Source organism: Streptomyces sannanensis, from assembly GCF_039536205.1.
Taxonomy (GTDB): Bacteria; Actinomycetota; Actinomycetes; order Streptomycetales; family Streptomycetaceae; genus Streptomyces; species Streptomyces sannanensis.
Window position 1 is genome coordinate 5,315,266 of the sequence record NZ_BAAAYL010000001.1, and the last position, 13,250, is coordinate 5,328,515.

A 13,250-nucleotide genomic window follows, 5' to 3' on the forward strand; every position below is an offset into this window, starting at 1 on the left:
AACCCATGGTGGGAGGAGGAAGAGCGGACAATACTCGGATGTGTGTTCCTGACGATCAGTACGACCGGTACTCCTGAGCGCCCGGCGACCGACCTCGGATTTCTGCTGCACAAGCACCCCGACAAGGCGCAGGCGTTCTCCACCTCGCACGGTACGGCCCGGGTCTTCTATCCGGAGGCGTCCGCCGAGCGCTGCACGGCCGCTCTGCTGCTGGAGGTGGATCCCGTGGCGCTGGTACGTCGCGGCAAGGGCAAGGGCCGCGGCGGCGCGCCCGATTCCGCGCTCGCCCAGTACGTCAACGACCGGCCTTATGCGGCGTCTTCACTCATGGCTGTCGCCCTGAGCACGGTCTTCAAGAGTGCCCTGCGAGGAGTGTGCAACGCGCTGCCCGAGCGCGCCGAGGCCCCGCTGCCGCTGCGTATCGAGGTGCCCGCCCTGCCCGCACGGGGCGGTGCCGAGCTGGTGCGGAAACTCTTCGGGCCGCTCGGCTGGGCGTCGGTGGAGGCCGAACCGGTGGCCCTGGACGAGAAGTTCCCGCAGTGGGGCGACTCGCGGTATGTACGGCTCGTACTGGAAGGGGAGTTGAGACTCGCCGACGCGCTGCGCCAGCTGTATGTGCTGCTGCCGGTGCTCGACGACGCGAAGCACTACTGGGTGGCGCCCGACGAGGTCGACAAGCTGCTGCGCGCCGGTGAGGGCTGGCTGGCGGACCATCCCGAGCAGAAGCTGATCACCAGCCGGTATCTGTCCCGCCGCTGGGGCCTGACCCGGCAGGCGATGGAGCGCCTGGAACTGGCCCGGCTCGCCGAGGCCGACGACGCAGATGTCGACGAGATCGACAACGCCGTCGACGAGGCGACCGACACGGAAGAGCGGCCGGTGCCGCTCGCCGTGCAGCGGCGTGAGGCGATCCTGACCGCGCTGCGCGCGGCCGGCGCCGGCCGGGTGCTCGATCTGGGCTGCGGCCAGGGGCAGCTGGTCCAGGAGCTGCTCAAGGACGTCCGGTTCACCGAGATCGTCGGCGTGGACGTGTCCATGCGGGCCCTGACGATCGCGGCGCGCCGGCTGCGGCTGGAGCGGATGAGCGAGCGGCAGTCGCAGAGGGTCACGCTGTTCCAGGGGTCGCTCGCCTACACCGACATCAGGCTCAGGGGCTATGACGCCGCCGTGTTGAGCGAGGTCATCGAGCACCTCGACCTGCCCCGGCTGCCCGCCCTGGAGTACGCGGTGTTCGGCTCCGCCCGCCCGCAGACCGTGGTCGTGACCACGCCGAACGTCGAGTACAACGTCCGCTGGGAGTCCCTCCCCGCCGGGCATGTCCGGCACGGCGACCACCGATTCGAATGGACCCGGGAGGAGTTCCGGGCCTGGGCGGCCTCGGTCGCCGAACGCCACGGTTACACCGTCGAGTTCGTACCGGTCGGGCCGGACGACCCCGAGGTGGGACCGCCGACCCACATGGGTGTTTTCACCAAGGCCACGAAGGAGGAGAAGGCCGCATGACCACAGCAACGGCCAAGCGCACCCTCGCCGTCACCGACCTGTCCCTCGTGGTGCTGATCGGTGCGACCGGGTCGGGCAAGTCGACGTTCGCCAGGACGCATTTCAAGCCCACCGAGGTGATCTCCTCGGACTTCTGCCGCGGTCTGGTCGCCGACGACGAGAACGACCAGAGCGCGACCGGCGACGCGTTCGACGTGCTGCACTACATCGCGGGCAAGCGGCTCGCGGCCGGCCGGCTCACCGTGATCGACGCGACCAATGTCCAGCCCGAGGCCCGTCGGCAGCTGATCCAGCTGGCCCGGCAGCACGATGTGCTGCCGATCGCCATCGTCCTGGACATGCCCGAGGAGGTCTGCGCCGCGCGCAACGCCGTACGCGCCGACCGGGCCGGGATGCCCCGCCATGTCATCGCGCGCCACCGGCGCGAACTGCGCCGTTCGCTGCGCGGACTGGAGCGCGAAGGCTTCCGCAAGGTGCACATCCTGCGCGGTGTCGAGGAGGTCGACTCCGCCGAAGTGGTCCTGGAGCGCCGCTTCAACGACCTCAGGCACCTCACGGGCCCCTTCGACATCATCGGTGACATCCACGGCTGCCGCTCCGAGCTGGAGACCCTGCTCGCCGAGCTGGGTTATGCCGACGGCGTGCACCCCGAGGGCCGCACGGCCGTCTTCGTCGGCGACCTGGTCGACCGCGGGCCCGACAGCCCCGGTGTGCTGCGCCGCGTCATGGGCATGGTCGCCTCCGGCAACGCCCTGTGCGTGCCCGGTAACCACGAGAACAAGCTGGGCCGCTGGCTCAAGGGCAGGAACGTCCAGCACACCCACGGCCTCGCCGAGACCATCGAGCAGCTGGAGCGGGAGGACGAGAGCTTCCGGGAGCAGGTGCGGGAGTTCATCGACGGACTCGTCAGCCACTATGTCCTCGACGAGGGCAGGCTGGTGGTCTGTCACGCCGGTCTGCCCGAGAAGTACCACGGCCGCACCTCCGGCCGGGTCCGTTCGCACGCGCTGTACGGTGACACCACCGGCGAGACCGACGAGTTCGGCCTGCCCGTGCGCTACCCCTGGGCCGAGGACTACCGCGGCCGCGCCGCCGTCGTGTACGGCCACACGCCCGTGCCCAGCACTTCCTGGATCAACAACACCATCTGCCTGGACACCGGCGCGGTCTTCGGCGGAAAGATGACCGCGCTGCGCTGGCCGGAGCGCGAGCTGGTCGACGTACCGGCGGAGCGGGTCTGGTACGAGCCGACGAGGCCGCTGGCCACCGAGGCGCCCGGCGGGCACGAGGGCCGTCCACTGGACATCGCCGATGTGCACGGCCGCCGGATCGTGGAGACCCGGCAGATGGGCAACCTCGCGGTGCGCGAGGAGAACGCGGCGGCGGCGCTCGAGGTCATGAGCCGCTTCGCAGTCGACCCACGGCTGCTCCCGTATCTTCCGCCGACGATGTCGCCCACCGCGACCTCGGGGATCGAAGCCCGCGGCGGAGCCGCTGACGAGCCCCGCGGCGGAGCCGCTATTGAGCCCCGCGGCGGAGCCGCTGATGAGCCCTTCCTGGAGCACCCGGCGGAGGCGTTCGCCCAGTACAGGGCGGACGGCGTCGAGAAGGTCGTGTGCGAGGAGAAGCACATGGGCTCGCGGGCGGTGGCGCTGATCTGCCGTGACGCGGACGCGGCACGGGAACGCTTCGGGGTGGACGGTCCTTCCGGGTCCCTCTATACCCGCACCGGCCGTCCTTTCTTCACAGAGTCCATCAGCGGCTCCGCCGCGGGTGCGTCGATGACCGAGCAGGTCCTGGACCGGCTGCGGGCCGCCGTGGCCGCGGCTGGGCTGTGGGACGAGCTTCGCACCGACTGGCTGCTGCTCGACGCCGAGCTGATGCCCTGGTCGCTCAAGGCGTCCGGGCTGCTGCGCACGCAGTACGCCGCCGTGGGCGCCGCCTCCGGCGCGGCCTTCCCAGCCGCCCTCGCGGCGCTCGAGGCGGCCGCGGCCCGCGGTGTCGACGTCGAGGGCATGCTGGACCGGCAGCGTGAACGGGCCGCCGACGCGGCCGCGTTCACAGAGGCGTACCGGCGTTACTGCTGGACCACGGACGGCCTGGAGGGAGTGCGGCTCGCACCGTTCCAGATCCTCGCTGTACAGGGCCGCAGCCTTGCCGCCGTACCGCACGACGAACAGTTGGCCTGGCTGGACCGGCTGGTCGAGCACGACCCCACCGGCCTGATCCAGACCACCCGCCGTCTGGTCGTCGACACCGGTGACGAGGCCTCGGTCAGGGCCGGCACCGACTGGTGGCTGGAGCTGACCGCGGCGGGCGGCGAGGGCATGGTCGTCAAGCCGCTCCAGGCGCTCGTACGGGACGGCAAGGGCAGGCTGGTGCAGCCCGGAATCAAGGTGCGCGGCCGTGAGTACCTGCGGATCATCTACGGTCCCGAGTACACGCGGCAGGAGAACCTGGCCCGGCTGCGCTCACGCTTCCTCGGCCACAAGCGCTCACTGGCTCTGCGTGAGTACGCCCTGGGTCTTGAGGCGCTGGACCGGCTGGCGGAGGGCGAGCCGCTGTGGCGGATCCACGAGGCGGTGTTCGCCGTCCTGGCACTCGAGTCGGAGCCGGTCGACCCCCGGTTGTGACGACGGCAGGCCCGGGTACCCCGGATTACCGCAGGATTACTGCGTACGGGGGAATGTTGCCGGATTTTCGCGTGCGGGCTCATGCGGGCTCGTTCTTTCAGGACGGCGGAGTATCCGCGAATCCTGGAAGGACGGAACGCATCATGAAGATGACCGCGCGCGGAGGCCTTGCGGCGCTCGTGTCCTGTGTGGCCGCGGCGGTGGCGGCTCCGCCCGCCATGGCCGGGGCGCATGTGCCCGTCGTCGTTCCACTCGAGGGGCTGGAGCACGCGGTGCCGCTGGAGGCGCCCACGGTGTCCTCCACCGTGCCCGTACCGGTCACGGGGACGCCCGGCGCGCCGCGTTTCCGCGCGGGCCGGCTGTTGCCGGAGGGAGTGGTTCCGCAGGTGCCCGTGTCCAGTGAGCTGCCCCGGACGCTGGTGGCGGCCCCGCTGCCGGACCTCCTGGGTGACGGCGGTCCCCGCGAGGCCCGCCTCGGCACGCCCCACGCGGAGATGACGGCGGCCGGTCCCGGCGCCGACGTCAACGCGCCGCTGACCGGGCCGACCGGGAAGTACGGGCTGCCCGAGCCCGCCCTCCCCGAGGTTTCGGTGCTGACCCCGATGCTCCAGGGGACCCCGGGAGCCGGGTTCGGTCTCCTCTGAGACGAGTACTCGACTCCGGGACGAGCCCGCGACGGCCCGACGGGATGATCCCGTCGGGCCGTTCCGGGTACTGGAACGGTCCGGCTCTGGGAACGTTTATTCCATGGGATTCCATGTCGATTCCGAGACCGGACGTCTGCGCCGCGTGATCCTTCACCGGCCCGACCTGGAGCTGAAACGGCTCACCCCGAGCAACAAGGACACCCTCCTCTTCGACGATGTGCTGTGGGTGCGCCGCGCCCGCCACGAGCACGACGGATTCGCGGACGTACTGCGCGACCGCGGTGTCGAAGTGCATCTCTTCGGTGATCTCCTGAGAGAGACGCTGGAGCTCCCCGAGGCCAGATCGCTGGTACTGGACCGGGTCTTCGACGAGAAGGAGTACGGGCCGCTGGCCACCGAGCATCTCCGGTCCGTGTTCGAGGAGATGCCGGGGGCCGACCTCGTCGAGGCACTCGTCGGCGGTATGACCAAACGGGAGTACCTGGAGAAGCACCCCGAGCCCGTCTCCGTCCGCTTCCATGTCATGGACCTGGACGACTTCCTGCTCGGACCACTGCCCAACCACCTCTTCACCCGCGACACCTCCGCCTGGATCTACGACGGTGTGTCGATCAACGCCATGCGCTGGCCGGCCAGGCAGCGCGAGACCGTGCACTTCGAGGCGATCTACAAGCACCACCCGCTGTTCACCGGCCCTCTGGCGCGCGGCTTCCACACCTGGTCGGAGGGCCAGGGCGACTACCCCTCCACCATCGAAGGCGGTGATGTACTGGTCATAGGCCGCGGCGCGGTGCTGATCGGCATGAGCGAGCGCACCACTCCGCAGGCCGTGGAGATGCTGGCCCGCGGGCTGTTCGCGGCTGGGTCGGCCCGTACGATCGTGGCGCTGGACATGCCCAAGCGGCGGGCGTTCATGCATCTCGACACGGTGATGACCATGGTCGACGGTGACACCTTCATCCAGTACGCGGGGCTCGGCATGCTCCGCTCGTACACCATCGAACCGGGGGCGGGCGAGCAGGACCTCAAGGTCACCGACCATCCGCCGGAGCACATGCACCGCGCCATTGCCGCTGCCCTGGGCCTGGATTCGATCCGGGTGCTCACCCCGACGCAGGACGTGCACTCCGCGGAGCGCGAGCAGTGGGACGACGGCTGCAATGTGCTCGCGGTCGAGCCCGGCGTGGTCGTCGCGTACGAGCGTAATGTCACTACGAACACACATTTGCGCAAACAGGGCCTCGAGGTGATCGAGATTCCCGGCAGCGAGCTGGGGCGGGGCAGGGGCGGGCCGCGCTGCATGAGCTGCCCGGTCGAACGTGAGGCTGTATAGCAATGCATTGATTCGTATATAGTTTCAGGGTCCCCGCATTCGCGACCCCATGCGACCCAGGAGCAGCCACCATGGCGACACAACTGGCAGGCCGCCATTTCCTCAAGGAGCTGGACTTCTCGGCCGAGGAGTTCCGCGGCCTGATCGGTCTGGCCGCGGAGCTCAAGTCGGCCAAGCGCGCGGGGGTCGAGGTGCAGCGGCTGCGGGGCAGGAACATCGCGCTGATCTTCGAGAAGACCTCCACCCGCACCCGCTGCGCCTTCGAGGTCGCCGCCGCCGACCAGGGGGCCTCGACGACCTACCTCGACCCCTCCGGCTCCCAGATGGGCCACAAGGAGTCGGTGAAGGACACCGCGCGGGTGCTCGGCCGGATGTTCGACGGCATCGAGTACCGCGGGGACAGTCAGGCCACGGTCGAGGAACTGGCCGCCTTCGCGGGTGTACCCGTCTTCAACGGACTCACGGACGACTGGCACCCCACCCAGATGCTCGCCGATGTGCTCACCATGACCGAGCACAGCGACAAGCCCCTCGAGGAGATCGCCTTCGCCTATCTGGGTGACGCCCGCTTCAACATGGGCAACTCGTACCTTGTCACCGGCGCCCTGCTGGGCATGGACGTACGGATCGTCGCGCCCCGCTCCTACTGGCCGGCCGAGGAGATCGTCGCCGAGGCCCGCGGGCTCGCCGAGGTGAGCGGCGCCCGGATCACCCTCACCGAGGACGTCGCCGAGGGCGTCCGGGGCGCCGACTTCGTCGCCACGGACGTCTGGGTGTCGATGGGTGAGCCCAAGGAGGTCTGGGACGAGCGCATAGCGGCCCTCGGGCCGTATGCCGTGACCATGGACGTGCTGCGCGCCACCGGCAATCCCGGCGTGAAGTTCATGCACTGCCTGCCTGCCTACCACGACCTCGGCACCGCGGTCGGCCGCGAGATCCACGAGCGGCACGGGCTGACCGAGCTGGAGGTCGGCGACGAGGTCTTCGAGTCGGAGCATTCGGTCGTCTTCGACGAGGCGGAGAACCGGATGCACACGATCAAGGCCGTACTGGTCGCCACCCTCGCGGATGCCTGACCTGGCGGCGTGGCGCGGAACCGAGCGCCACGTATTCGAGCGTGCGCGTATTGCGCACTCGTGACGAGAGTCACGAAGGGGTGATAGCTTCGAAGGGCAGGCAGCAGCCCGCCGCCGAAGGAGGCCACACCCCATGAGCCCCTTTCTCAGCTCCGCTCCCCGCACCGAGGAATGGCGCCACCTCGAGGTGACCGTGGCGGACGGTGTCGCCACCGTCACCCTCGCCCGCCCCGAGAAGCTCAACGCGCTCACTTTCGGCGCGTACGCCGACCTGCGCGACCTGCTCGCCGAACTCTCCCGCGAGCGGGCCGTACGTGCCCTGGTGCTCGCCGGAGAGGGCCGGGGCTTCTGCTCGGGAGGCGACGTCGACGACATCATCGGCGCCACCCTCGCCATGGACACCGCCCAGCTCCTCGACTTCAACCGGATGACCGGACAGGTCGTGCGTGCCATCCGCGAATGCCCCTTCCCGGTGATCGCCGCCGTACACGGCGTGGCCGCCGGGGCCGGAGCGGTCCTCGCCCTCGCCGCGGACTTCCGGATCGCCGACCCCTCCGCCCGGTTCGCCTTCCTCTTCACCAAGGTCGGCCTCTCCGGCGGGGACATGGGCGCCGCCTATCTGCTGCCGCGTGTCGTCGGCCTCGGCCATGCCACCCGGCTGCTGATGCTCGGCGAACCGGTCCGCGCCGCCGAGGCCGAGCGGATCGGCCTCATCAGCGAACTGACCGACGAAGGACAGGCCGGCAGCCGCGCCGCCGAGCTGGCCCGCCACCTCGCCCAGGGCCCGGCACTCGCGTACGCACAGACCAAGGCGCTGCTCACCGCCGAGCTCGACATGCCGCTCGCCGCCTCCGTCGAACTGGACGCCAACACCCAGGCGCTGTTGATGAACGGCGACGACTACGCGGAATTCCACGCTGCCTTCACCGAGAAGCGGCCGCCCAAATGGAAGGGGCGCTAGCCATGACCGCCCCGGCCACCCTGCGGATCGCGGTCATCGGCGGCGGGCCCGGCGGGCTGTACGCGGCCGCCCTACTCAAACGCCTCGGGCCGGACCGCGACATCACCGTCTGGGAACGCAATGCCCCCGACGACACCTTCGGCTTCGGTGTCGTGCTCTCCGACGAGACCCTCGGCGGCATCGAGCACGCCGACCCCGTGGTGTACCGAGCGCTGCAGGACGAGTTCGTGCGCTGGGACGACATCGACATCGTCCACCGCGGGCGCACCCTCACCTCCGGCGGACACGGCTTCGCGGCCCTCGGGCGGCGCAGGCTGCTGGAGATCCTGCACGAGCGTTGCCGCTCCCTGGGCGTCACCCTGCGATTCCGGACGCCGGCGCCGCCCGCCGCCGAACTCGCCCGTACCCACGATCTGGTGATCGCCGCCGACGGAGTGCACAGCCTCACCCGCGAGGCGCACGCCGAGGCCTTCGGGCCCAGCATCACCACCCACCGCTGCCGCTACATCTGGCTCGCCGCCGACTTCGCCTTCCAGGCCTTCCGGTTCGAGATCGCAGAGACCGAGCACGGCGTCATGCAGCTGCACGGGTACCCCTTCTCCCACCCGTCACCCGACCACCACCCCTCAATGAGGCCCTCCGGGCCGCAGAGTCGATTCGGCTCCTCCACCGTCATCGTCGAGATGCGGGAAGAGGTCTGGCGGGCGGCCGGCTTCGACGACCTCGACGAACAGGAATCCGTCGACCGCTGCGCCAAGATCTTCAGTGACGCGCTCGACGGACGCCCCCTGCGCTCCAACAACTCGGCCTGGACCGCCTTCCGTACCGTCGTCAACGAACACTGGAGCCACGGCAACATCGTCCTGCTCGGCGACGCCGCCCACACGGCCCACTTCTCCATCGGCTCCGGTACCAAACTCGCCGTCGAGGACGCCCTGGCCCTCGCCGCCTGCCTGGAGGAGCAGCCCGGCCTGCCGGAGGCGCTCGCCGCGTACGAGGCGGAACGCCGGCCCGTCGTCGAATCCACCCAGCGCGCGGCGGCCGCCAGCCTGCGCTGGTTCGAGGACCTGGCGCTCTACCTCGACCAGCCGCCCCGCCAGTTTGCGTTCAACCTGCTCACCCGCAGCCGCCGTGTCACCCATGACAATCTGCGGCTGCGCGATGCCCGCTTCACGGGGAACGTCGAACAGGACTACGGGTGCCCACCGGACACGCCCCCCATGTTCACCCCCTTCACGCTGCGTGGTCTCACCGTGCGCAATCGCGTGGTCGTGTCCCCCATGGACATGTACTCCTCCGTCGACGGTGTCCCCGGCGACTTCCACCTCGTCCATCTCGGCTCCCGTGCCCTCGGCGGGGCGGGCCTGGTGATGACCGAGATGGTGTGCGTCAGCGCGACGGGCCGTATCACTCCCGGCTGCGCCGGCCTCTACACCGATGAACAGGCCGCCGCCTGGCAGCGGATAACCCGCTTTGTGCACCAGCAGTCGCCCGGCACCGCCATCGGTGTCCAGCTCGGTCACTCCGGCCGCAAGGGCTCCACCCGGCTCATGTGGGAAGGCATCGACCAGCCCCTCCCGGACGGCAACTGGCCGCTCGTCTCCGCCTCTCCGGTGCCGTACCGCGAAGGCGTCAACCAGATCCCGCACGAACTCGACCATGCCGGACTCACCGGCATCCGCGAGCAGTTCGCCGCCGCGGCCCGGCGCGCCGCCGCCTGCGACTTCGACCTCCTCGAACTCCACTGCGCCCACGGGTACCTGCTCTCCGGCTTCCTCTCCCCGCTCACCAACCTGCGCACCGACGCCTACGGCGGCTCGCTCCAGAAGCGGCTCCGCTTCCCCCTCGAGGTCTTCGACACCGTCCGTACCGTCTGGCCCGACGACCGGCCCATGACGGTCCGTATCTCGGCCACCGACTGGGCCGACGGCGGTACGACCGCCGAGGACGCCGTCGAGATCGCCCGCGCCTTCACCGCGCACGGCGCCGACGCCATCGACGTCTCCACCGGCCAGGTCGTCCCGGACGAGCGCCCCGAGTACGGCCGCTCCTACCAGACCCCCTACGCCGACCGGATCCGCAACGAACTGGGCGTCCCCGTCATCGCGGTCGGCGCCATCTCCTCCTGGGACGACGTCAACTCCCTGCTGCTGGCGGGGCGTACGGACCTCTGCGCCCTGGCCCGCCCGCATCTGTACGACCCGCACTGGACCCTGCACGCGGCCGCCGACCAGAACTACACCGGCCCCGGCGCCACCTGGCCTGCCCCGTACCACGCGGGCAGCCGCAAGCCGCCCACCGGCAGGACGGACGCCCCCAAGCCGCGGCTCACTCTGGGGTGAGCGTGTCCGGGGTGAGCGTGAGGCACTCGTGGCATCGGCACGGGCCGGGGTGCGGCCCGCCGTGGTACGTCTGCCGGTACTCGGCGGCGAGACGTTCCAGCAGCGCGGCCTGCTCCTCGGCCCACTCCCGGGCCGATGGGTCGGTGTGCCGGTGCTGTGCCGCGCGCCGCAGTACCACCGGGGTGTGAACCAACCGGATTTCCGTTACCCCGCCCCCTGCACGAACTCCGCGCCCGCGTCCCGCAGCCGGGTGTGCAGTTCGCCGAAGACCTCCGCCGCGCGGGCCCCCGGCCAGCCCTCCGGCAGCAGCTCGCCCGGCAGGCCCGGGTCCGCGTACGGCAGTCGGCGCCAGGAGTCGAGAGCGAGCAGGTAGTCGTGGTAGGCGTCCTCGGGCGTGACGGTCCGGCCGGACTGCCACCCGCGCAGCACCGGTTCGTGCGCGTCGAGGAACTCCTCGTGCTGCTTGGCGATCGCCGTGAGGTCCCACCAGCGGGCCACCGCTTCGGCGGTCGCCGCGAAGCCCATGTGCCGGCCGCCGAAGAGGTCGACGTACGGGTCGAGCTGGAGCCGCTGCAGGGTGTGCCGGGTTTCCTCGTACAGCTGACCGGGCGCGATCCACACGCCCGGTGCGGCGGTGCCGAAGCCCAGCCGTGCCAGCCGGGAGCGCAGCAGATGCCGCTTGTGCCGCTCGGCCTCCGGCACGGAGAAGACCGCCAGCACCCAGCCGTCCTCGAGGCGCGGCGTGGGGTGCTGGTAGATCCGCCGGTCGCCGTCGTCGAGCAGCTGCCGGGCGTCGGCCGAGAGGCGGTATCCGGCCGCGCCGTCCGCCGTGCGCGCAGGGACGAGCAGAGCGCGCCGTTTCAGCCGGGAGACCGACGAACGCACCGAGGGCGCGTCGACGCCGACCGCGCCCAGCAGGCGGATGAGTGCGGACACCGCGAGGGGAGCGTCGTCCGGTGTGCGGCCGTACGCGCCGTACAAGGTGACGATCAGGGAACGGGGGGTGTGCTGCTCGGCCACGAGATCACTCTAGAGCCCGGAGCCGGAAGCGCTGGAGCTTGCCGGTCGGCGTGCGGGGCAGCGCGTCGAGGAACACGATCTCGCGCGGACATTTGTAAGGCGCCAGCTCGGACTTGACGAAGTCGCGCAGCGCGGTCACAGTGCCCTCGTCGCGCGGCACGCCCTCGCGCGGCACGACGTACGCCACGGTGATCTGTCCGCGCCGCTCGTCCGGGTGGCCGACGACCGCGGCCTCGGCCACATCGGGGTGGCGCAGCAGGGCGTCCTCGACCTCGGGGCCGGCGATGTTGTAACCGGCGGAGATGATCATGTCGTCGGCGCGGGCCACGTAGCGGAAGTAGCCGTCGGGCTCGCGGATGTATGTGTCGCCCGTGATGTTCCACCCGTCGCGCACATACTCGCGCTGCCGCTCGTCCGCGAGGTAGCGGCAGCCGACCGGACCCCGCACGGCGAGCAGTCCCGGTTCGCCGTCCGGCACCGGCACACCCCGTCCGTCCACCACGCGGGCCTGCCACCCCGGTACCGGCACGCCCGTCGTGCCCGGCCGGATCGCCTCGTCCGCCGCCGAGATGAAGATGTGCAGCAGCTCGGTGGCGCCGATGCCGTTGATGATCCGCAGCCCGGTGCGCTCGTACCAGGCCTGCCAGGTGGCTGCGGGAAGGTTCTCGCCTGCCGAGACGCAGCGGCGCAGGGCCGACACGTCGTACGGCTGGGTCGCGAGGTCGTCCAGCATGGCGCGATAGGCGGTGGGGGCCGTGAAGAGCACCGAGACGCGGTGTTCGGCGAGAGCCGGCAACAGCTGCTTGGGGCCTGCCTGTTCGAGCAGCAGCGCGGAGGCGCCCACCCGCATCGGGAAGATCACCAGTCCGCCGAGGCCGAAGGTGAAGCCGAGCGGCGGACTGCCCGCGAAGACGTCGTCGGGAGCGGGCTTCAGCACATGGCGGGAGAAGGTGTCGGCGATGGTGAGCACATCGCGGTGGAAGTGCATGCAGCCCTTGGGGCGTCCCGTGGTGCCCGAGGTGAACGCGATCAGCGCGACGTCGTCGGCCGAGGTCTCCACGGCGCTGAACCGTTCCGGCTTGCCCTCGGCCAGGTGCAGCAGATCGTCGGGCGCCTCGCCGCCGTACGTGGTGATGCGCAGGCCGGGCACTTCAGCCTTCGCGAGGTCGTCGACCGACCGGATGTCGCACAGGGCGTGCGTGATACGTGCGATGTCGCACATGACGGCCAGCTCCTGGGCCCGCTGCTGGGCGAGCACCGTCACCGCCACCGCGCCCGCCTTCATCACCGCCAGCCAGCAGGCGGCCAGCCAGGGAGTGGTGGGCCCGCGCAGCAGCACCCGGTTGCCGGGCACTACTCCGAGATCGGAGACCAGGACATGGGCGATCCGGTCGGCCTGGTCCCGCAGCTCGCCGTATGTCCAGACCTCTCCGCCGCCGGTGCGGAACACCGGGCGGTCCGTGCCGAGCCGTTCGATGGTGCCGTCCAGGAGTTCGGCCCCGCAGTTCAGCCGGTCCGGATAGCGCGGTCCGGGCAGGTCGTCGAGGAGCTGCGGCCACTGCTCGGCGGGCGGGAGGTGGTCGCGGGGGAAGGTGTCGAGGTGGGCCGAGGCTTTGAGCTCCATGGCGGGTTCGCCCCCTTGCAGCGGTCCGGTGGGGTACCTCCCAGCGGTGGCTGGGGGAGGGTGGATCCGGCCGTGCGATCGCAAAACGAGCGTATCGTGTAGGTGACGACA

The 13,250-nt window shown here is 70.6% G+C and carries 10 protein-coding genes; 7 read left to right on the forward strand and 3 right to left on the reverse strand.

Annotated elements, in window-relative coordinates:
• Positions 1-42 precede the first annotated feature (42 nt).
• The 7 genes from ABD858_RS24840 (at position 43) to ABD858_RS24870 (ending at position 10,495) form a co-directional block, all read left to right on the forward strand.
• A complete protein-coding gene (locus tag ABD858_RS24840; RefSeq protein WP_345041420.1) occupies positions 43-1,503 on the forward strand; it encodes a 3' terminal RNA ribose 2'-O-methyltransferase Hen1 in 1,461 nt (486 codons plus the stop codon).
• Positions 1,500-4,136: a polynucleotide kinase-phosphatase gene (locus tag ABD858_RS24845; RefSeq protein WP_345041422.1), complete on the forward strand. Its 2,637-nt coding sequence runs from the start codon at positions 1,500-1,502 to the stop codon at positions 4,134-4,136. Before ABD858_RS24840 ends, ABD858_RS24845 begins: the two co-directional genes overlap by 4 nt.
• A 143-nt stretch (positions 4,137-4,279) precedes the next feature.
• Complete coding sequence (locus ABD858_RS24850; protein WP_345041425.1) at positions 4,280-4,780, forward strand: hypothetical protein; 501 nt, start codon at positions 4,280-4,282, stop codon at positions 4,778-4,780.
• 103 nt (positions 4,781-4,883) lie between these two features.
• Positions 4,884-6,116 (forward strand): arginine deiminase, encoded by a 1,233-nt coding sequence (locus ABD858_RS24855; protein ID WP_345041427.1) that lies wholly within the window; start codon positions 4,884-4,886, stop codon positions 6,114-6,116.
• 71 nt (positions 6,117-6,187) lie between these two features.
• Complete coding sequence (argF, locus tag ABD858_RS24860; protein ID WP_345041430.1) at positions 6,188-7,192, forward strand: ornithine carbamoyltransferase; 1,005 nt, start codon at positions 6,188-6,190, stop codon at positions 7,190-7,192.
• Positions 7,193-7,325: 133 nt separating this feature from the next.
• Positions 7,326-8,153, forward strand: a complete 828-nt coding sequence (locus ABD858_RS24865; protein ID WP_345041432.1) for an enoyl-CoA hydratase family protein — start codon at positions 7,326-7,328, stop codon at positions 8,151-8,153.
• Between the two features lie 2 nt (positions 8,154-8,155).
• A complete protein-coding gene (locus ABD858_RS24870) occupies positions 8,156-10,495 on the forward strand; it encodes a bifunctional salicylyl-CoA 5-hydroxylase/oxidoreductase (protein WP_345041434.1) in 2,340 nt (779 codons plus the stop codon).
• On the opposite strand, the gene ABD858_RS24875 is transcribed toward ABD858_RS24870, so the two are convergent.
• The 3 genes from ABD858_RS24875 to ABD858_RS24885 are packed head-to-tail and all read right to left on the reverse strand — an operon-like array spanning position 10,482 to position 13,139.
• Complete coding sequence (locus ABD858_RS24875; protein WP_345041436.1) at positions 10,482-10,688, reverse strand: hypothetical protein; 207 nt, start codon at positions 10,686-10,688, stop codon at positions 10,482-10,484. The two genes, ABD858_RS24870 and ABD858_RS24875, sit on opposite strands and share 14 nt — an antisense overlap.
• Before the next feature lie 11 nt (positions 10,689-10,699).
• Entirely contained in the window at positions 10,700-11,515 is an 816-nt protein-coding gene (locus ABD858_RS24880) for a PaaX family transcriptional regulator (protein ID WP_345041438.1), read from the reverse strand.
• Positions 11,516-11,519: 4 nt separating this feature from the next.
• Positions 11,520-13,139 (reverse strand): AMP-binding protein, encoded by a 1,620-nt coding sequence (locus tag ABD858_RS24885; protein ID WP_345041441.1) that lies wholly within the window; start codon positions 13,137-13,139, stop codon positions 11,520-11,522.
• Positions 13,140-13,250 lie beyond the last annotated feature (111 nt).